This window comes from Streptomyces monomycini (assembly GCF_022271435.1).
GTDB lineage: Bacteria > Actinomycetota > Actinomycetes > Streptomycetales > Streptomycetaceae > Streptomyces > Streptomyces monomycini.
The window spans coordinates 1-20,020 of sequence record NZ_JAFIQY010000019.1; the positions used below are offsets into that span (position 1 = coordinate 1).

General features: G+C 73.0%; 14 protein-coding genes. 4 read left to right on the forward strand and 10 right to left on the reverse strand.

The window, feature by feature from the left end:
• The first annotated feature begins 572 nt into the window (after nt 1–572).
• Nucleotides 573–1,256: a transglycosylase SLT domain-containing protein gene (locus JXZ78_RS21490; protein ID WP_030023326.1), complete on the forward strand. Its 684-nt coding sequence runs from the start codon at nt 573–575 to the stop codon at nt 1,254–1,256.
• A 156-nt stretch (nt 1,257–1,412) separates the two neighbouring features.
• Here the strand turns inward: JXZ78_RS21490 and JXZ78_RS21495 are convergent, their stop codons facing one another.
• Nucleotides 1,413–2,858, reverse strand: a complete 1,446-nt coding sequence (locus JXZ78_RS21495) for an amino acid permease (protein ID WP_030023327.1) — start codon at nt 2,856–2,858, stop codon at nt 1,413–1,415.
• Nucleotides 2,859–3,047: 189 nt separating this feature from the next.
• On the opposite strand from JXZ78_RS21495, the gene JXZ78_RS21500 reads away from it, so the two are divergent.
• Nucleotides 3,048–3,269: a dodecin gene (locus tag JXZ78_RS21500; RefSeq protein ID WP_030023328.1), complete on the forward strand. Its 222-nt coding sequence runs from the start codon at nt 3,048–3,050 to the stop codon at nt 3,267–3,269.
• Between the two features lie 54 nt (nt 3,270–3,323).
• Here the strand turns inward: JXZ78_RS21500 and JXZ78_RS21505 are convergent, their stop codons facing one another.
• From JXZ78_RS21505 to JXZ78_RS21540, 8 genes are all read right to left on the reverse strand, one after another.
• Nucleotides 3,324–4,196, reverse strand: coding sequence for an ABC transporter permease (locus JXZ78_RS21505; protein ID WP_050502889.1), 873 nt, complete (start codon nt 4,194–4,196; stop codon nt 3,324–3,326).
• On the reverse strand, nt 4,193–5,047 hold the full coding sequence (locus tag JXZ78_RS21510) for an ABC transporter ATP-binding protein (protein WP_050502890.1): 855 nt from the start codon (nt 5,045–5,047) through the stop codon (nt 4,193–4,195). Before JXZ78_RS21510 ends, JXZ78_RS21505 begins: the two co-directional genes overlap by 4 nt.
• Nucleotides 5,044–5,802: a PIG-L deacetylase family protein gene (locus JXZ78_RS21515; protein ID WP_030023331.1), complete on the reverse strand. Its 759-nt coding sequence runs from the start codon at nt 5,800–5,802 to the stop codon at nt 5,044–5,046. Before JXZ78_RS21515 ends, JXZ78_RS21510 begins: the two co-directional genes overlap by 4 nt.
• Before the next feature lie 8 nt (nt 5,803–5,810).
• Nucleotides 5,811–6,584 (reverse strand): papain-like cysteine peptidase, encoded by a 774-nt coding sequence (locus JXZ78_RS21520; RefSeq protein ID WP_238783280.1) that lies wholly within the window; start codon nt 6,582–6,584, stop codon nt 5,811–5,813.
• An 86-nt stretch (nt 6,585–6,670) separates the two neighbouring features.
• On the reverse strand, nt 6,671–8,188 hold the full coding sequence (locus JXZ78_RS21525) for a glycoside hydrolase family 3 protein (protein ID WP_030023334.1): 1,518 nt from the start codon (nt 8,186–8,188) through the stop codon (nt 6,671–6,673).
• A gap of 248 nt (nt 8,189–8,436) precedes the next feature.
• Nucleotides 8,437–9,642 (reverse strand): class I SAM-dependent methyltransferase, encoded by a 1,206-nt coding sequence (locus JXZ78_RS21530; RefSeq protein WP_030023335.1) that lies wholly within the window; start codon nt 9,640–9,642, stop codon nt 8,437–8,439.
• Between the two features lie 318 nt (nt 9,643–9,960).
• Nucleotides 9,961–10,422, reverse strand: coding sequence for a universal stress protein (locus JXZ78_RS21535; protein ID WP_030023337.1), 462 nt, complete (start codon nt 10,420–10,422; stop codon nt 9,961–9,963).
• A 135-nt stretch (nt 10,423–10,557) separates the two neighbouring features.
• Nucleotides 10,558–13,419: a peroxidase family protein gene (locus JXZ78_RS21540; protein WP_030023339.1), complete on the reverse strand. Its 2,862-nt coding sequence runs from the start codon at nt 13,417–13,419 to the stop codon at nt 10,558–10,560.
• A 515-nt stretch (nt 13,420–13,934) separates the two neighbouring features.
• Here JXZ78_RS21540 and JXZ78_RS21545 point away from each other — a divergent pair.
• Nucleotides 13,935–15,602: an AsmA family protein gene (locus JXZ78_RS21545; protein WP_033039365.1), complete on the forward strand. Its 1,668-nt coding sequence runs from the start codon at nt 13,935–13,937 to the stop codon at nt 15,600–15,602.
• 163 nt (nt 15,603–15,765) lie between these two features.
• On the opposite strand, the gene JXZ78_RS21550 is transcribed toward JXZ78_RS21545, so the two are convergent.
• Nucleotides 15,766–16,410, reverse strand: a complete 645-nt coding sequence (locus tag JXZ78_RS21550; protein WP_030023341.1) for a PAS domain-containing protein — start codon at nt 16,408–16,410, stop codon at nt 15,766–15,768.
• 105 nt (nt 16,411–16,515) lie between these two features.
• Between JXZ78_RS21550 and JXZ78_RS21555 the strand changes: the two genes are divergently transcribed.
• The gene (locus JXZ78_RS21555) at nt 16,516–19,728 is read left to right on the forward strand and encodes a bifunctional cytochrome P450/NADPH--P450 reductase (RefSeq protein ID WP_030023343.1); all 3,213 of its coding nucleotides are present in this window, start codon (nt 16,516–16,518) and stop codon (nt 19,726–19,728) included.
• Nucleotides 19,729–20,020 lie beyond the last annotated feature (292 nt).

Genomic DNA, 20,020 nt, shown 5'->3' on the forward strand with positions numbered 1-20,020 from the left:
TCGCCCGCCCCCGCCGCACCCCCGCGGCCGGCTCGCCAGCCGACCGCGTTTTTGTTTCCGAGGCACCTATTGCGCTCATAGATTCCCCCGATCAATCCCTTTTCCGGGTGACCGGCACCACTTACCAGCACGCCGCCGTGCCAAACGGTGACACGGACCACAAGGATTTCCGCAGGTAGTTCGAAAACCGGGTTCCGAGGCCATTTCACGCGGTTTTCGTCGGGCGCCGCGCCCGGCCCCGAACGTGACGCGCAGCACGGGACTTCGGTCCCGTACGGCCTTCCTTAGTAAACCGTCGCGGACTTGTTGCGGCCCGCGCTCATGGACTGGAACGCGCCGAAAGGCCCGCGCTACGTAAAGGGGCCGTAGCCGGGGCCCGGTGAGCGGCTATTGCTTTCCAATTTCGCCGTCGCTAATCATTGCTGAGGCGCCGGGTTGAAGCGTCGCGTAAATGCCCTCGGGGCGGACGCGGACAAGAACTCGGTTCTGGTGCCGCCAGTGGCTTCCCGTTCGTACCTCCCGCCAATGGCTGCCGTCCGCTCATTTCAGTGATGGGAAGAGGAATCCTCCGCATGACCGCTCACACCCTGCTCCGCTCCGTCCGCGTGACCAAGACCCACAAGCTCTCCGTCGCCGTGCTGGCCGCCGCCGGTGCCACCGCGGCCCTGACGGTCCCCGCCGCGACCGGTGACGCGCACGCCGCCACCTCGGCCGCCCCGGCCGCCGTCAAGCCGGTCTCCGCGAACGGCCAGCCCGCGGGTGCGAACACCAAGGCCGCCGACGCGCCCAAGGCCGGTGACGCCAAGGACGCGGCGGACACCAAGACCCTCGCCGACTCGGTGAAGGTCACCGCCGTGGCCGGCCAGGGCCACACCGCCAAGGAGGCCGCCAGCCGCGCCGCCGACCGCAAGCCGGTCGAGTCCAAGCCGCACTACGCGAACAACCTGGACGGCTGGATCAAGGAGTCGCTGGACATCATGAAGAAGAAGGGCATCCCCGGCAGCTACGAGGGCCTGCACCGCAACATCATGCGGGAGTCCAGCGGCAACCCGAACGTCGTCAACGACTGGGACATCAACGCCAAGAACGGCATCCCGTCCAAGGGTCTGCTCCAGGTCATCCAGCCCACGTTCGACCGCTACCACGTCGAGGGCACGGCCAACGACCTGACCGACCCGGTCGCCAACATCACGGCCGCCGCCAACTACGCCGCCGATCGCTACGGCTCCATGGACAACGTCAACTCGGCGTACTGAGCCGGTGAGCAGGCAGCCGCGGCACTCGGACGGCACCGCCCGGGACGACCCTCCCGGGCCGGGCAGGCCACCGCCGCACGCCGGCACGAGAGCGCCCCAGGACCACGGTCCAGGGGCGCTCCGTCGTGTTCCGGACCGTCGTGGCCGGTGCGGCCGTCACAGCCGCCCGTCGCGGTCCTCCAGGTCGGTGATCTCCCGTTCCGCCTTCGCCAGCTCGGAGCGCCGGTAGGAGTACGCGAAGTAGACGACCAGGCCGATCAGGAACCACACCGCGAAGCGCACCCAGGTCTGCCATTCCAGGAACGTGATCAGCCAGAGCGAGAAGACCACCCCGACCGCGGGCACCACCGGCATCCCGGGGGTACGGAACGTACGCGGCAGGTCGGGCCGCTTGTAGCGCAGCACGATCACCGAGACGCACACCACCACGAAGGCCAGCAGGATGCCGATGTTGGTCAGCTCGGCGGCCTCCCCGATGGGCAGGAAACCCGCGATGGCGGCCGAGGCGACACCCACGGTCCACGTCACCCGGGTCGGCACGTGCCGCCGCGGATGGGTTGTGGCGAACCATTTCGGCAGCAGCCCGTCCCGGCTCATGCTGAACCACACACGGGTGGCTCCCAGCATGAACGTGAACATCACCGTGAGAATGCCGATGATCGCGCCCACCGCGATCACGTCGGCCAGGCTGCTCAGCCCCACCGACTTGAACGCCGAGGCGAATCCGCTCTCCGGATCGATGTCCGTGTAGTTCTGCATACCAGTGAGCACCAGGCAGGCCAGTACGTACAGCACCATCGAGATCAGCAGTGAATACAGGATCGCTTTCGGCATGTGCCGCTGGGCGTCCTTGGACTCCTCCGCCGCGGTGCTCATGGCGTCGTAACCGAACACGGCGAAGAACACCGTGGCCGCGCCCGTGAAGGCACCGCTGACACCGAAGGGGAAGAACGGTGTGTAATTGCCGGTTCTGATGTGGAAGAGACCGACACCGATGACCAGCAGCACGACCAGGACCTTCAGGCCCACGACGATGGTCTCGAAACGGGCCGCGTTCTTGATGCCGAGGGTCAGCAGATACGCGATGAGCAGGCACAGCACCGCCGCGAAAAGGTCCACCCGGTGCCCCTCGCCGGTCCCGGGCGCCCCCAGCATCCAGGCGGGCAGCCCCACCCCCATCTCGCCGAGCAGGAAGCTGAAGTAGCCGGAGATGCCGATCGCGACCACCGCCACGATCGCCGTGTACTCCAGCAGCAGGTCCCAGCCGATGAACCAGCCCGCCAGCTCGCCCAGCACCGCGTAACCGTACGTGTACGCCGAGCCCGCCTTCGGGATGAGCCCCGCGAACTCGGCGTAGGAGAACGCGGCCGCCGCGCTGGCCACGCCCGCGACGAGGAACGACAGCAGGACCGCCGGCCCCGCCTTGCCGTTCGCGACGGTCCCGGCGAGCGTGAAGATGCCCGCGCCGATGATGCCGCCGACCCCGATGGCGGTCAGCTGCCACAGCCCCAGCACCCGGTGGAGCTGTTCGCCCGAGCCGCCTGCCGTCTCCTGGATGTGTTCGATCGGTTTACGCCGCCACACTCCCTGTCCCGCGCGCATCGCCGCACCCCTTCCTCTCGTCGTCGGCCGACGGCCGGTCATCATGGCCCTTCGGGGGCGGCAGGGGAAGGCGACTCCCTGGCGGGGCGGAGTGGAACCAGGGAATCCGGGCACCCGGGGCGTGCGGCGGTCCGTACGAGGCCGCGTACGGACGGCCGGCACGGACACCGGCAGGACGAAGGAGCGGACATGTCGAATCACACGTACCGGGTGACGGAGATCGTGGGGACGTCCCCGGAGGGCGTGGACGCCGCGATCCGCAACGGCGTCAAGCGCGCGGCGCGGACGCTGCGTGGCCTCGACTGGTTCGAGGTCACACAGGTGCGCGGCCACATCGTCGACGGGGACATCGAGCACTACCAGGTCGGGCTGAAGGTTGGATTCCGGCTGGAGGACTCCGAGGAGGGCTGACGGGGCCGGGAACGGTCCGGAGGGGGCGCGCCGGGGCCCGGCGCGCCCCTGCCCTCACGAGTACCGGGTCACCAGCCCGCGGCGCCGGAAGGACGCCACCATGCGGCCCAGGAAGAACAGGGCCAGGAGGAGCAGCGTGACGGTGCCCAGCGTGGCCACCGCCAGTTCGCGCCACGGTGTGGGACCGCCCCCGGCCAGAGCCCGCCCGGCCGCGAAGACGTGCGTCGTGGGCAGCGCCTGGGCGACCGGCTGGAGCGCCCCCGGCAGCGTCGATACGGGGTAGAAGACGCCGGACAGCGGCATCACCACCGACAGCCCGCCCCAGACGAGGGCCTCCGCCCCGCTGCCGTAGCGCAGCACCAGGCCCACCACTGCCAGAGCCACCGCCCAGCCGCACAGCAGGAGCAGCGCGGCGACCGGGATCAGCCCCAGGCCCAGGGACGTCACGTCGAAGGCGTACGCGCTGAAGGCCAGCGTGGCCACCGCGAGCGTACTCAGCGCCGTACGGACCAGGGCGAAGAGGCCCACCCCGGCCAGGTACTCCCAGCCGCGCAGCGGCGTGGTGAGCAGTCCGATCACATTGCGTGACCAGGTCTCCTCCAGGAAGCCGGTGGCCAGCGAGATCTGTGTCTGGTGGACCAGGTGCCACAGGACGGTGCCGCTGAGCAGGAAGACCGCGAACGCGGTCCCGGTGCCCAGCTCCGTGCCGGTCCCGGTGCCCGTCTGCGTTCCGCCGCCCGTCGCCTTCGCGGCGAACAGGCCGATGGAGCCGTACAGCAGCGTGTCGACGACCGGCCACACGAGGACGTCGAAGATCCGGTGCGGGCTGCGGCGCAGCACCAGCCAGTGCCGGCGGGCGACGGCCCGTACCCGGTACGCGCTGGCCGCGGCAGGACTGCGCAGGTCCGAGGCCTCCACGGCGCTCATGCGGCACCGGCCCCTTCCCGCTCGGCGGCACCGGTACGGACGTCGGTACCCGCTCCGGCGCCTGTTTCGGTACCCGCTCCGGCGCCGTCCCGTGCCCGTTCGCGGTCCCGGGCCTCCGCGAGGTGCAGGAAGACTCCCTCCAGGTCGCGCTGCTCGAACTGCCGCGCCACCTCCTGCGGCGTACCGTCCGCGGTCACCCGCCCGGCGGCCAGGAAGACCACCCGCTCGCACAGCCGCTCCACCTCGACCATGTCGTGGCTCGTCACCAGGAGTGCGGTGCCGTGCCGCGCGCACAGATCCAGCAGCCCGGTGCGCACGCGCAGGGCGATGTCCGGGTCCAGCGCCGCCGTGGGCTCGTCCAGGACCAGCAGCCGGGGCGTGTGCAGGGACGCCTTGGCGATGCCGACCAGGGTCCGCTGGCCGCTGGACAGCTCGGTACCGATCGCGGTGGCGAGGTGGCCGATGCCGAAGTGCTCCAGGGCAGTCTCCACCGCCGCGCGCGGCGCGCGCAGCCCGTACAGGTCCGCGTACAGCCGCAGGTACTCGCGCACCCGCAGCCGGTCGGGGAGCGGCAGGTAGCCGGCCGCGAAGCCGACGCCGCGCATGGCGGCCGGGCGTCCGGCGGGCAGGCGATGGCCGAGCACGTGCACACTGCCGGCGTCCGGCGCGACCGCGCCCAGGCACATCAGCAGGGTGGTCGTCTTGCCCGCGCCGTTGGGGCCGAGCAGTCCGACCCGCTCGCCCTCGCGCACGGTCAGCCGTACGCCGTCCACGACCCGGCCGCGGCGGTACTCCTTCACCAGGTCGTGCGCCTCCAGGACAGGCGGCGGCGCGGCGCCGCGCGCGGTCACGCGTCCGCCCCGGCCGGCTGCGGACGGCGGACCGGCGACCAGACGCGCTCGGCGCGCAGCGGCCCGCTCCGGGCCAGCAGCCTGCCGTGGTCGGCGGCGAGCGGGGCGAGCTGCGAGCCGTAACAGTGCACCGCTTCCCGCTTGCGGGCCCACTCCTCGTCGGTCAGGACGAGGTCGTGCGCGAGGTCCATGCGGTAGCGGGTCGCCAGATCCTGGTAGGAGAGCCCGAACGTCTCGTCGCCGCCGAGGGCGCGGTCGGTGTCCGGGGTGCCCCACTGGGGCAGGTGGCCGGTGTACGGGAGGTCGGCGTACAGGAGCGGCAGCGGAGCGTCCAGCTTGTCGAGGACGTGCAGGGCGCGGTCGCGCACCCGCCGGTGGTCGGCCTGGTTGGTGCCGATGGGCAGGAGGACGAGGGGGAGCGGCGTCGGCAGGGAGCTCAAGTAGGCGTCGATGTCCGTCAGTTCGTCGCCTTCGCCGTACGGGCCGTCGGGGTGGCTCAGTACGACCCGGTCCACGCCGAGCAGGGCGGTGGCCCGCGCGTCCTCGGCGAGCCGGGCGCGGTGCGCCTCGGCGGCGGTGGAGAAACCGCAGGTGCTGTCCCACCAGGAGACGGCGTGGTGTGCGGCGGGGGCGCCGCCGAACACGGTGACCACGGTCACCGGGGCCGGGAGCCGGGGGATCAGACCCGCCAGGGAGAGGACGGCGTCGTCGAAGTGCGGGGAGAGGATGACGGTGCGCGGCGGGGGAGGCGTCATGCGGTTCCTTAGTGCTGGGGCGGTGAAGAGTCGTGGGGAGGGGCGAGTACGGGAGTGAGCGCGGCGTCCCAGGCGTCGTCGTCGCCCTCCCAGCGGCCGGGAGCGGCGGCGACGGTGCCCCAGGTGATCCCGGGGCCCACCGCGTCGCCGTCGGGCGGGGCGGTGCGGCGCAGCCAGAGCAGGCCGAAGCGGTGGCCCGGATGCTGGGTGGCGATCACCGCGCGCAGTCGGCGCAGGTCGGCGGCGGTCAGCTCGTCCCAGGCGTCGTGGTGGACGTAGAGCACCCGGGCGCCGGAGCCGGCGAGGGCCCGCCAGCGCCCGGCCAGGGCGGCGAACTTGGCGCGCACGTGCGGGAGTTGAGCATCGATGTCCGCCTGGGTCAGAGGCGTACCGGCGCCGGCCGCGGGGTGGAACTCGTGGTAGAAGCGGATGTCGGAGCCGCGGTCCAGGGCGCACCGGCCCTCGTCGAACGGCTCGACCAGACCGGGGCGCAGCACGGTGCGGAAGTCCTCCATCACGGCCTCGACGACCGACTCGAAGTCGAGGTCCAGCCAGTCGAAGAAGTGGGCGCGGGTGACCCCCGTGACGCGCCGGATCTGGTACGTCGACTCGCAGTGGTAGCCGAGGCCGACGCAGTGGTCGTACCCGTTGGCCGGTCCGTGCTCGTACGCCTCGGCCCGTCCGCGGTCGTACGCATCGGCCGGTTCGTGGTCGTACGCGTCGGCCGCTCCCTGCCCGTACCCGGCCGCCACACCTGTACCAGCCGCCCCTGCGCCAGTCATCCCTGCGCCCGGGAGCCCAGCCGGGAGCCCAGCCGGGAGCCCAGCCGGGAGCGGAGCCGCCGCCCGGACGCGGGCCAGCCCGGCGCTCACGGCCGCAGCGGGCCGTGCCAGGCCCGTCCGGTCAGGTACTCCGCCGCCGCGGTCGCGTTGGCCAGCCCGGCGCCGCGGGTGAAGAGGGTCGCGGGAGCGTCGGCGGGCAGCGGGCGGGCCGGGGCGAGCCCCATCTCCACGGTGACCAGGTCCGGGCGCCGGGCCCGCAGCTCCCGGAGGACCGCGCGCTGCCAGGGGTCGCGCTCCGCGTCCCGTACGACGACGGCGAGCGGGTCGCCGTCGTCCGGGGGCGGAACGACCGCGGCCGGGTCGGTGCCCGGGTCCACCTCGGTGGCGGAGGCCAGCGCCCCGAGGCGCCGGAGCGGGGCTTCCAGCCCCCACGGGGCGTCACCCACCGCGAGGTTGCCCGCGGTGGCCAGCCGTACGGTGTGCAGGCGGCGGCCGTCGGTGGCCCGGGGCACGCCGTGCGCGAGCAGGGCCCGGCGGGCGGCCGTCAGGCCGACGGGCTCGCGGTGCCTGTCGGGCGCGGGCCCGTCGGCGTCCGGTGTGCCGGTACGCCGGGCCGGGTCGGCCCAGGCGCGCAGCGACGCGACCCGGCAGGCCGCCTCCGCCACCCGCTCCAAGGTCAGCGTGCCCCGGTCCAGCGCCTCCCGCACGGCGTCGTGGATCTCCAGCAGCAGCTTCTCCCCGTCGGTCGCGCCGAGTACCACCAGGTCCGCTCCGGCGGCCAGCGCGGCGACCGCCGCACCGCCGTACCCCCAGCGCCGTACGATCGGCGCCATCTCCAGCGCGTCGGTCATCACCACGCCCCGGTAGCCCAGCTGTTCGCGCAGCAGACCGGTGACGATGCGCCGGCTCAGCGTCGCGGGCAGGCCGTCCAGCCGGGAGAGCCGGATGTGACCGGTCATCACGGCCCGGGCACCGGCCGCGATCCCGGCGCGGAACGGCGGCAGGTCCACCGCGTCCAGGGACGCCGCGTCACGGTCGATGTCCGGCAGCTCGGCGTGCGAGTCGGTCCGGGTGTCACCGTGCCCGGGGAAGTGCTTGAGGGTGGCGGCGACCCCGGCGTCCTGGACGCCCCGTACGTACGCCGCGGTGTGCCGGGCCACCAGGTCCGGCCGGTCGCCGAAGGACCGGACGCCGATGATGGGGTTGTCCGGGCGGGAGTTGACGTCCGCGCACGGGGCCAGGCACAGGTTGACGCCCTCGGCCCGCAGGTCGCGGGCGATCGCCGCGCCCACCTCCCGGGTGAGCCCGGTGTCGTCGACGGCGCCGAGGGCGTGACTGCCCGGGTAGACGCTGCCGCGCCGGTAGTCGAGCCGGGTCACGTCACCGCCCTCCTCGTCCAGCGCGATCAGCAGGTCGGGGCGTACGGCGCGGAGCGGATCGGTGATCTCCTCGCGCAACGAGCCCGAACCGGCGGGAAAGTTGGTCCCGAACAGGCCGACGCCCGCCAGGCCCTCGTCCGCCGCCCGCAGGATCCAGTCGGCGGGCGAGCGGCCCGCGTAGGCGGGGAGCAGGCAGGCGTTGACCAGGGAGATGTCGGCGCGCATGGGAACCTTCCGGTACGGGGCGGCGGGGGCGGCGGCAGCCCGGCGTACGGCCGGGCCGCGGCCGGTGACGGCGCGGCGGAAAGGGGACGGTGGGCGGGGCGGCCCATCGGTGGCGACACCGCGGGCGGGGAAGCTCACCGGCAGCGGGACGGTGGGCAGGGAAGTCCACCGGTAGCGGGACGGCGGGCGGAAGCACTCACCGGTGACGGGACGGCAGGCGGCAGGCCCGCCGGAAAGGCGCGGCGGAGTCAGCCGTCGACCCGGCGCAGCACGAGCCCGACGCTGCCGCGCTTGCTCAGGTACGCGCGGCCGCCGCAGACCGGCTCCACCCGGGGCGCGACGAGCCGGATCTCCTCCACCGTCCGCCACACCGCGGAGGCGGCGAGCCATGGCCGCAGCCGTGTCTCCAGCGCCTCGGGTTCCAGGGCGAGGAAGAGCAGACCGGTCGGCAGGTCGTCGAGGAGCGCGAGGTCCTGGCCGTAGTAGAGCATCTCGACCAGCAGGTACGCGGCGCCTTCCGGCCCGTTCTTGGCCAGCTCGGCGAGGTCTTCGGCGCCGACCTGTACGGCGTCGGTCTCCCGCTGCGCGGCGACGAGGCGGTCCCGGAAGTGCGGGTTGGGTTCGGCGGCGTACACGGAGAAGCCGTCCGCCGCGAGCCGGGTCGTCAGGGCCCCTTCGCAGGCGCCGACTTCCACCAGCGGTTTCGCGCCGGGCGGGCAGTGGCGCCGTATCCAGGCGGCGGTCGCGTCCAGGCGCCGGGTCTCGTACGGGGAGGTGGCGAACTCCCACGGGTCGGCGACGGCGGCGGCCTCGTCGCCCAGGCTGGCGAGCAGGGCGAAGAGCCGTTCGCGTTCGGTCGGGTCGGCGCCGAAGAACCGCTCGGCGGCCGGGATGCGGGGCGTCCCCACCATGAACTCGGGCGATCGGGTGTCGAGCAGTCCGGGTGCCGCGCGGTTGACGAAATCCAGCTTGGCCGCGATCTGCGCGCGGTCGAGCGGGCGGTCGAGGTCGCTGACGAACTGGAGGAAGGGGGAGTACCCGACGGCGTGCCGCACGGTCAGTACCGGCGCGGCGGCGTTCCCGGCGGTGTCGCCGGCATCCGTCAGGCCGGCGCAGGCCAGGGCGGTGTCCCGGCCCACGCGGCCCCGGCTGCGTCGGTTGTCGGCGGGGGAGTGGGTCCACACGCGGGCGGCCCGGCCCTCGGCGGCCCGGCGTATCAGGCCGGCGAGGGCGTCGGGGCCGGGGGAGGATGCCTCCTCCTCGGCGGACCGTACGTACGGCGCGAGCAGGGCGAGCCGTTCGGCCGGCGGCGTGCCGGCGGGCAGGGGGAGGACGTCTCCCCGGTCGGCGAGGACCACGGCGGCCGGGCCGGCGCCGGGGTCGGGGTCGGTGAGGACGGAGAGGAAGTCGAGGACGGCGTCCTCGACCCGGAGTACGACCACGATTTCGATCACGGACCGGTCCCAGGGGCAGAGCTGGCGGGGGCGGCGGAGCGGGGTGCCGGCAGCGTGCGGTGCGCGCCCAGGTCCTGTCGGGCGCGCCGGACCGGGCCGGCGGGGGCGGTGCGGTGAGCAGGGCGGTGCGGGTCCGTACGGCCGGTTCGCCGTACGTGGAAGGACCCTAACCGCCCCCACCTTCGTGGTCCAGACCAATCTGGTTGACCCCTGCATTCCGGCCATCGCAGCGGCCGGAAATCGCCTACGGGTACGCCCCGGGCCCTACCCGGTGCTCCGTACGCCGTACCTCGCGCCCCGTGCTCCCCACCCGGCCGATTACGGCACGACCGTCACCGGCCAGCGCCCGGCCTTGACCAGCCGTACCGCCACCGACCCCATGATCCGGTGCCCCGCGGACTCCGACGCCCCCACCACCACGGCGTCCGCCGTCAGCTCGTCGGCCATCTGCACCATGCCCGAGTACGGGTCGCCCCGCAGCGTGTGGAACTCCCAGCGCAGGTCGTAGGTACCCTGCGCGCGCTCCGTCGCCGCCCGGATCTCCGCCATCAGCTCGTCGGCGACCTCGTTCGTCGCGTCCACGATCGGCGCCCCCATGGCCGCGCCGGCCGGCAGCACCGGCTGGACGTACACCAGGGCCAGCTTGGACCCCTGCCTCCGGGCCAGCCCCGCCGCGTAGGCGGCGGCGCGCCACGACGAGTCCGATCCGTCGACGCCGACGACGATCACCTTCGGGCCGTCCGTACCGCGCTCGAAGGGCGCGGGCGTGTTCTCCTCCACGTGAGGAGGTTATCGGGCGCCTTGTACGCGTTTTACGCAGGGCTGTACGGGACCCGCGCGGGTCCCGTACGCAGGGCTGCGCGGGACCCGTCACAGGCCCCGCGCCCCACCGGAGACGCGGCGCGGCCGCGCCCCTCACGAACCCGCGCCGCCACCGCGCCCCGGGAGCACCGGCCGCCACGGCGCGAAGGCCGTCGCACCGCGCGGCAGCATCGCGGCCAGCTCCGGGCAGTGCCGCAGGATGACCGAGTTCATCCCGCTGCGGGCGATCCAGTCCATGCCGAGCGGCGTGTACAGCTCCGGCCGGAAATCGACGGTCAGGAACCGGTCCGACTGGATACGGCGGGTGGCCATCAGGATGAAGACCCGGAAGGCGGTGTCGCTGAAGCCGAAGCCCTCCGGCGGGTTCTCGGCGAACAGCCCCACCATGGTGTCGACCTCGTCGACGTCGCGGTAGACCTCCTGGAGCTGCGCGACCGTCTCCGGGTCGGAGCTGATGTCCTCGAAGCGGCGCACCCGCGACTTGTGCAGCCCGGCGCGGAAGTCGTTGTAACGCGGCACCCCGCGCCGCCGGGTCCGTACGAGGTCGACCACCGACAGGTCGATGATCTCCCCGTCCCGCTCGAAGCGGGTCAGCGCCTGCGGGTAGTTGTGCAGGGTGATCGCGCCCGGGTGGGCGATGCCGAGGGAGTACAGCGTGTCGGTCAGCCCGGTCTTGCGGGCCACCCCTTCGGCCGCCGTGCCCTGGATGTCGTCGAACGTGACGGTCTCCACGCGCTGCCCGAAGCGGTGCTCGCGCAGCTCGTAGTCGTCCGGGATCAGCGGATGCATCCGGTAGACCGTGACGAAGTCCTCGGTCAGGGAGTACGGCACCTTGTGGTGGTCCGGCAGGGTTTCCGGGATGCCGCGCAGGGCGTGCGACTCGACCAGCCACAGTCCCAGCTTGCTCAGCCACTTGTCCGGCGGGCCCTGCCAGTTCGTCTTCAGGCCGACGTCGATGGCCTCGGTGGCCAGGATCGCCGGCGTCCACTCCACGGTGTGGATCTTCGCGATCAGCGCCGAGACGATCAGCCGGGCCGTGTGGTAGATCCGGTCCTGGCCCATGGTGGGGTACTCGGCGTGCAGCGCGTCGCACACCGCGTTGTGCTCCCGGGCGAAGAGCGTGTGCATCACGCTCAGGCCCAGCCACCAGTTCTCGCTGAAGCCGGTGAGCGGGATGCCGCCCGCGCCGACCGGCAGATGCCCGTCCTCCAGGCGCAGCCTGGCGCCGTCCGGCTCGCGCAGCGACCGCGCGGTGGCCTCGTCGCCGCCGTACACCTCCGAGCCGTCCCACCACGGCGACGTGGTGTTGGTGAACAGCAGCGGCGGCTGACCGGGCCGCTCCACCCCGATGTTCTCGGCGAACCGCATCACGTCCTCGGGCGCCCCGCCGGGCGTGTTCGTCCAGGCGCTGCCGGGCGGCATCGGGATCTCCACCGACCGCTCGCCCGGCTTGTACCGCTTGTGGTTGACCCAGTCGTGCACCTGGAACTGGATCCACGCCGCGGCCAGGATGTTCAGCGAGGGCGCCGGCCGGAACGCCGTACGGTGCAGCAACTGGCGCGCCGTCGCGACCGGGTTCGGCACGAGGTCCAGGTCCGGCCGGTACACCGGCTTGAGATTGCGCCCGAAGGCGGAGCCGATCGCGCCCATCCGGGGCTCCGACAGGTCGGTGGACGAGCCGTCGTACGTACGGGCCGTCCGCGCCCCCTCGTCCACCGTCTCCGGCACCGGCACGGCCTGCGGCGGCGCCTCCGGGACCTCGGTGTCGATCAGGTTGGAGCGGCGCAGCGCCTGCCGCAGCGCCACCAGGTTGAGCAGACTCAGGTTCAACGGCAGCTTGTGCCACGGTATGTACCGGTTGACGGCCCGGAAGGCGGCCCGCACCGGCACACCGACGACGGTGTTGCGCAGCGGCTCCTCCGTACGGAACCGGGTGCCGAGCCGGTGCCCGGCGCTCGCCCGGTACGCGGCCTTGCGCGCCCGGTTGAGGTTGCCCAGCGGGCGGAACGCGTCCGTGGTGTGCCACGGGTTGAACGCCAGCACCTCCACCCGGCGGGCCGTGGACCGGGCCTCGGCGGTGGTCACGTCCTGCCGCGGAATCGTCAGCCGCCCGACCGGGACGACCGGCGCGTCCGTCTCCCGCCACTGCGCCGCCCCGTCCTCGATGGGCGTGCGCTCCTCGCTCACGTACCGCTGCACGCACAGCTCGAACTCGACGTCGCCCAGCGCCAGCCGCCCCGCCAGCTCATGGCGCAGATGGTCGGGGTCGTGCCGGTCCGGCCGCGGCGCGGGGGAGCCGTCCGGCGCGGGCCGCAGCTGGTAGCGGACCGGCCCCGCGTCGCCCCACATGACCGCGCCCCGGCTCCAGTACGTCTCCCGCGCCAGCGAACCGACCACGTGCCGGGTGGCGGCCTGCACGTTGCGGCGCATCCGCGCCGCCGTACCCCAGCCGACCGCCAGCGGCAGCTTCACCAGCAGCCCGAACGCCTTCTGCAGGGTGCTGTCGGCCCCCGCCATCGCCCGGGCGAACGCCACGAACTCCCGCGCGTCGCGCGCGTGCGACACCGGGAAGTTGGTCGCGAGCAGATCGTGCGTCTCCTCCGCCGACACCTCCACCCGTACGGCGATGCCGCGCAGATCGGGCGAGATGTCCGCCTGCGCCGTACCGCTCGCGTTCGACAGCCGCACCACGGCCGGGTACTGCGCCCCCGGCTGCACGAAACCGGACGCCAGCGCGGCGGGCATCCCCTCGTCGAACCGCAGCCGGGCGTTCTCCACCCCCAGCACCGCCTTGGCGTGGAAGGCCCGCTCGACACCCTCCGCCCCGCTGCTCTTCCGGTTCGCGAGCTGCACCCGCATCAGCTGCCGCGCCAGCTCCTCGAAGACCACCCGCTCCGCCTCCGGGCTGCCGCCCTCGTACCTCTCGTACTGCGTGTGACTCACGGTGTCGGCCATGGCAGGACACCCTCCGTACGGAAGAAGGGCGCCCGACGCTACTCGCCTCCTCCGCGGCCCGACAGGGTTCGTTTCGGGCTGATTCGTGGATCTTTGCGGAGAGGCGGGGCGAGCCTCGCCGGACGACGTTCACCGGCCGGGCCGATGAGCGGCCGTCCGGGCGGTCCGGTCCGTGGTTCCGGCCGTCCAGGCGCTCATTTCGGGCCGGCTGAGCGCATCGTGATTCCCGGGCTGCCGGCCGGGGGAGTGTTTGCGGCAGTTCTGTGAGCCATGGTGCCGGGGGGAGGGCTGCTGGAGCGGAGGCGCCCGTCAAGTCGCCGGCACGGCCGCCCGTTTGCATCCCGCGAACCGTACGGGGTGGCCCGGGCGCGCATGGGCCTGTCGTGGCCGCGGGCTGTTCCCGGGGGCGCGGCGTTCCCCGCGAGCCCCGCACCGGCCCGGCGCCCGCCGGTGCCGGGTCCGCGCGCACGCCATCCGTCCGAATGGTGTGAAATGCCGAGACAGGGAGTCTCCTCATGTCGTTGCTGCACTACGACGTCGTCACCGATGCGACATCGCTGCAGGCGTCCCGGCCCGGGGCGCCGTCCGTGGCGGCCGTGTACGTGATCGCCTCCAACGCCGGCACGGAACTGGTGCACGTGAAGTCCATCGAAGTGGAGATCCCTGTCGGCGACGGCGCCGGTCACCTGACTCCCCACCCCGAGAACGTCAGCAGGGACTTCACGTTCCATCCCTCCGCCACCATTCCGGTGACCTTCGCATGGGACGGGGCGAACCGTGTCTTCCGGCTGGCGTTCTCCTCGCCGAAGATGTCGCTCAACCTGGATCCCGGCGACAGTGTGGTCCTGAAGCTGGAAGACATGACCGTTGCCGCCGCGGGAGGGCTGGCCCTCCTGAAGGTGATCGAGCGTTCCCACGGGCAGGGGAAGGGCGCCACCTTCGAGTCCCGCAGAGTCACGCTCGGGCTGCTCAAGGACACCCCGAAGGCCCCGCGCAACTTCCGCCCGGACAAGACCATGGTGGACGTGGACGCGAACGAAAAGCTCACCCTTCTGTGGGACGGGCCCGACAACATCGACTACTGGGTCATGTCTCCGGACGCGCAGCCGGTGAGGATTCCCGCGGCAGCCCCAGGAACCCCGGTGGCCCAAAAGCCTTACCGCTTCGAGGTGCAGCCTGCCCCGAAGCGCGGCACGACCTACACGCTCCTGGCCGGGACCGGCCCCGGGCAGCCGAACGGGCAGGGCCACATCTTCACCACCACGGTCCACGCGCGCATCCCGGAATTCGAAAAAGGGGTGCGCACCCCATGGGCCGAAGGGACTCCGGCCAAGGGGCGTGTCACCTTCACCCGGCAAGGCGTCGACATCGCCGACGAGAGTGGCGGCCCGGGCACCGTCACGGCCGGCAAGGTCAGCGCGACCGGCGTCAACACCGAGTGGGTGCAGGGCCGCAACACCGGTGACGGATGGATCTCGTTCCCGCAGTCCGGCGTACACGTCTACCAGGACGGCAAGCGGGAGTGGGGAACCGTCGACGCCGACCGGGTGGACCTGAACGGCGTGATCACAAAGTGGGTGCAGGGCCGAGGCGACAGCGCCGGGTGGATCGAGTTCCCGTCCGCCGGGCTGAACGTGTTCCAGGGCGCCGGGAACCGGCAGTGGGGAACCGTCGCGGCCGACAAGGCGGACCTCGACAACGTGGTCACCGGCCAGGCCTTGGTGAAGGGCCGGCTGGACGCCGAGGGCGACCTGCACGTCGGCGGGAACACCGTCGCCGGTGGCGACCTCACCGTCAACGGTGATCTGCGGCCGATGCGGAACCTGGACGTCGGGGGATCGGTCACCGCGAGCGACCTGACGGCCAGGGGCAAGCTGACGACCGACGACGCGAAGTTCAACCTGGTCGTCCACGGCGCGTCGCAGTTCGCGGGGCTGGTGAACGCCGACGGGCACCTGTCGGTCAGTGACGCCAACGGCTGGGTCATGCACGTCACGGACGGCCTGGTGAGAATCCAGGGTGACCTGCGCGTCCACGGGGAGTCGGTGTTCAAGGGGAAGGTCAACGCCAACGCGCTCCTGTCGGTCCGGGACGAGAACGACTGGATCGTGCATGCCAACGACGGCCAGGTGTCGATCCAGGGTGACCTGCGCGTCCACGGCGCACTCCGCTCGGACAGCTGACGGCCGGAGGCGGAGCGAGGCAGCGGGAGTCACGCCCGAGGGGCGAGGCCGGGACCACGACGGGGCACACGGACGGATGTCCGTGTGCCCCTTGCTGCCGGCTGTCGGTCGCCATGGCTGACACGATGGCCGTGCCGGTCCCGGGCCGACTTCTGATGAGTGCTCACTCGAAGGTCTCCGCCGGGGCCGGCGGCCACACCCCCTGGGCCAGCACGCCCAGCACGTACGCCTTGGCGACCAGGGCGGTACGGCCCTGCACACGCCAGCGGCGGGAGAGGCGGGTGAGGTGGTAGTTGACGCCGTCGACGGTGAGGCCGAGGTGGCCGCCGATGCTGGCCGTGGTCGCGCCGGCGGCGGCCAGGGCGAGGATGCGGGTCTCGACGGGGCTGGCCACCTCCCGCCCCGGGGCGGGAGGTGCGTCCTCGTGGACCCGGAGCAGGGCCAGCAGGGCGGGCAGGTCCTCCGACGGGTCGCCGACCGGGTCGACCGTCAACTCGCCCTCCCGCTCGGTGCCGTCCGCGCCGGTCCGCCAGCGCACCCCGACCGGGTACCGGGACCTGCGGCCCATGCGCAGCGCGTCGACCAGCCGGTCTATCTGCGCCTGCGACCGGGGCTGGAAGAGGTCCAGCAGGTTGCGGCCGCGCAGCTGGCCGGGTGCCGCGCCCCACTCGGCGGCCATCGCCGGATTGGCGATCAGCACCTCGCCGCGCGCCTTGCACACGGCGATCGGCACCGGGATGCGGTCCAGCAGGATCAGGAAGTAGTTGCGCCACGGGCCCGCCGCGCTGTCCGCCATCGCCTCTTCCATTGCCCCTTCTCCGGTCCGGCCGCAAGAGCGGACAGCGAAAAACCACTGCACAATCATGCAGTTACCCGGCGTCGCACGGTACACCGGGCGGGTCACGCTGGAGACATGACCGAGACGATCCCGTTCGAAGCAGCCGACGGCGCGGTGCGCCCGTACGAGGAGGAGGTGCCGGTCGTCGACCTGTCGGCCACCGGCCTCACCTCCACCCCGCTCCAGCAGGCCATGGACCTGGTCCGCGAGCACGGCCCGATCTACCGGCGACGGCTGCACGGTCACGAGGCGACGTTCGTCTCCTCACTCGAACTGGTCACCGAGCTGGCCGACGAGGAGCGTTTCTCCAAGGGCATCGCGGTCGCCCTGGAGAACGTCCGTGAGTTCGCCGGGGACGGCCTGTTCACCGCGTACAACGACGAACCGAACTGGGCCAAGGCCCACGACATCCTGATGCCGGCCTTCGCGCTCGGCTCGATGCGCACCTACCACCCGGCGATGCTGAAGGTGGCCCGCCGGGTCCTCGGCAGCTGGGACCGGCACGCGGCCGACGGGACGCCCGTGGACGTCCCCGACGACATGACCCGGATGACCCTGGACACCATCGGCCTCGCCGGCTTCGGCTTCGACTTCGAGTCGTTCTCCCGCGAAACCCCGCACCCCTTCGTCGAGGCGATGGTCCGCTGCCTGGAGTGGAGCATGACCCGCCTCGGGCGGAAGCCGGGCGGCGACTACACCGAGCAGGACGCCGCCTTCCGGGCCGACGCCGACTACCTCGCCTCGGTCGTGGACGAGGTCATCGCCACCCGTACGGGCGAGGGTGGCGACGCGGACGGGACCCCCGACGCCGCCGACGACCTCCTCGGACTGATGCTCGGCGCCACCCACCCCGCCGACGGCACCACCCTCGACCTGGCCAACATCCGCAACCAGGTCATCACCTTCCTCATCGCCGGCCACGAGACGACCTCCGGCGCGCTCTCCTTCGCCCTCCACCACCTGCTCAAGGACCCGGCCGCGCTGCGCCTGGCCCAGCGCGAGGCGGACGAACTGTGGGGCGACGCGAGCGACCCCGACCCGTCCTTCGAGGACATCGGCCGGCTGCCCTTCACCCGGCAGGTCCTCAACGAGGCACTGCGGCTGTGGCCCACCGCCGCCGCCTTCAGCCGCCAGGCCCGTGCGGACACGCTGCTCGGCGGCCGCTACCCGCTGAAGGCGGGCCAGCTGGTCACCGTCCTCACGCCGATGCTGCACCGCGACCCGGTGTGGGGCGACAACCCGGAGCTGTTCGACCCCACCCGGTTCGCGCCGGAGGCCGAGGCGGCCCGCTCCCCGCACGCGTACAAGCCCTTCGGTACGGGTGAACGCGCCTGTATCGGGCGGCAGTTCGCGCTGCACGAGGCGACGATGCTGCTCGCCATGCTGGTGCACCGCTACCGTCTCATCGACCACGCGGACTACGAGCTGCGCATCAAGGAGACCCTGACCCTCAAGCCGGACGGCTTCACGATCACCCTCGGGCGGCGCACCCCCGCCGACCGCGCGGCCCTGCGCGCCGCCCTCGCGATCCTGCCCGGCGGGGCGACGGAGCCGGACGACTCGCAGACGGGCGCGGACGACGGGCTGCCCACCCGGGTTCATCAGGACACCGCCCTGCTCCTGCTCCACGGCACCAACTACGGCACCTGCCGCGACTTCGCCGAACGCATCGCCGACCAGGCCACCGGCCTCGGCTTCACCACCGAGGTCGCGCCGCTGGACGCCGCGGCCGGCGCCCTCCCCGCCGACCGGCCGGTCGTCATCGTCACCGCCTCCTACAACGGCCGGCCGACCGACGACGCGGCGCGGTTCACGGAGTGGCTGGACAGCGACCGGGCGCGGGCCGAAGGCGTGCCGTACGCCGTCCTGGGCGTCGGCGACCGCAACTGGGCCGCCACCTACCAGCGCGTACCGACCCTGCTCGACGAACGGCTGGCCGCCCTGGGCGCCGAGCGGCTGCTGCCGCGCGGCGAGGCCGACGCGTCCGGCGACCTGAACGGCTCCGTCACGGCGTTCACGGCCGCGCTCCGCACCGAACTGCTCGTACGCTACGGCGACCCGGCGACGATCGGCGCGCACGCCGCGGCCGACGCCGCGGACACGTCCTACACCGTCCGCGAGGTCACCGGCGGCCCTCTGGACGCACTCGCCGACCGCCACGGCCTCCAGCCGATGACCGTCACCGAGGCCCGCGACCTCACCGCCCCCGGCCACCCCCGCGTCAAGCGTTTCCTGCGCCTCGCCCTGCCCGAAGGCGTCACCTACCGCACCGCCGACCACCTCGCCGTACTCCCGGCGAACGGAACGGCGGCCGTGGAGCGCGCGGCACGCGTGCTGGGCGTGGACCTCGACACCATCCTCGACATCCGCGCGGGCGCGGGCCGTACGAGCCGGGACGCCCTCCCGGTCGACCGCCCCCTCACCGTACGGAGCCTCCTCACCCACCACCTGGAACTGGGCGCCCGCCCCACACCGGACCAACGCGCCGCACTCGCCGCCCACAACCCCTGCCCGCCCGAGCGCGCCGCCCTCGAAGCACTGACCGACGACGACCCGCGGACCGTCCTCGATCTGGTCGAGGCGTACCCGGCACTGCGCGGCGAGCTGTCCTGGCCGGCCCTCCTCGACCTGCTGCCCGCGATGCGCATCCGCCACTACTCCCTCTCCTCCTCGCCCGCCGCCGACCCGCGCCACGCCGACCTGATGGTCTCGCTGCTCCCCGGCGGCACCGGCTCCGCGCACCTGCACACACTCCGGCCCGGCGACACCGTCCTGGCCCGGGTCCAGCCCTGCCGGGAGGCGTTCCGCCTCGACCCGGCCGACCCGGCGCCCGTCATCCTGGTCGCCGCCGGAACGGGCCTGGCCCCCTTCCGAGGCGCCGTCGCCGACCGCGTGGCCGCCGCCTCCGGTGGCCAACTCCCCCCGGCCCTCCTCTACTTCGGCTGCGACGCCCCCGACGCCGACTACCTGCACGCCGGCGAACTCCGGAAGGCCGAAGCAGCCGGCGCGGTTTCCCTCCGTCCGGCCTTCAGCACCCGCCCCGAAAACGACTGCCGCTACGTCCAGCACCGCATCGCCGCCGAGGCCGACGAGGTCGGAGCCCTGCTCGACGCCGGAGCACGGGTGTACGTCTGCGGCGACGGCAGCCGGATGGCCCCCGGCGTACGGGCCGCCTTCCGCGCCCTGCACGCGGCCCGCACGGGCGCCACGGACGAACAGTCCGAGACCTGGCTGCGCGAACTGACGGACGCCGGGCGGTATGTGGAGGATGTGTACGCGGCGGGGTGATCCGGATGCGGACTGCCCCTGGACCGCGCTCGGCCGCTGATGGTGCGCCCCGCCTCTGCCGGAGCAGAGGCGGGGCATCCGTCTTCTGGCGGCCCCGGGCGGGCAGGGGCCGCCCGAGGATTACGATCAGTACGCCGGATTTGCCGGGGCCACCCCGCCCGCGCGGGGACCACGTCATGGATCGCCTCGGCCTCGCGGCAGCGCTGGGGCCCCTGCCCACGCGGGGACCACAGCTCCCGGCCCGCGCCCCTCAGCCGCCGGCCCCCGACCTTACTCGGCTCCACCGGCGTCA

Coding starts and splice junctions, on each gene's coding strand:
- JXZ78_RS21490 (WP_030023326.1), top strand. CDS start 573: ATGACCGCTCACACCCTGCTCCGCTCCGTCCGCGTGACCAAGACCCAC.
- JXZ78_RS21495 (WP_030023327.1), bottom strand. CDS start 2,858: ATGCGCGCGGGACAGGGAGTGTGGCGGCGTAAACCGATCGAACACATC.
- JXZ78_RS21500 (WP_030023328.1), top strand. CDS start 3,048: ATGTCGAATCACACGTACCGGGTGACGGAGATCGTGGGGACGTCCCCG.
- JXZ78_RS21505 (WP_050502889.1), bottom strand. CDS start 4,196: ATGAGCGCCGTGGAGGCCTCGGACCTGCGCAGTCCTGCCGCGGCCAGC.
- JXZ78_RS21515 (WP_030023331.1), bottom strand. CDS start 5,802: ATGACGCCTCCCCCGCCGCGCACCGTCATCCTCTCCCCGCACTTCGAC.
- JXZ78_RS21520 (WP_238783280.1), bottom strand. CDS start 6,584: ATGACTGGCGCAGGGGCGGCTGGTACAGGTGTGGCGGCCGGGTACGGG.
- JXZ78_RS21525 (WP_030023334.1), bottom strand. CDS start 8,188: ATGCGCGCCGACATCTCCCTGGTCAACGCCTGCCTGCTCCCCGCCTAC.
- JXZ78_RS21540 (WP_030023339.1), bottom strand. CDS start 13,419: ATGGCCGACACCGTGAGTCACACGCAGTACGAGAGGTACGAGGGCGGC.
- JXZ78_RS21545 (WP_033039365.1), top strand. CDS start 13,935: ATGTCGTTGCTGCACTACGACGTCGTCACCGATGCGACATCGCTGCAG.
- JXZ78_RS21550 (WP_030023341.1), bottom strand. CDS start 16,410: ATGGAAGAGGCGATGGCGGACAGCGCGGCGGGCCCGTGGCGCAACTAC.
- JXZ78_RS21555 (WP_030023343.1), top strand. CDS start 16,516: ATGACCGAGACGATCCCGTTCGAAGCAGCCGACGGCGCGGTGCGCCCG.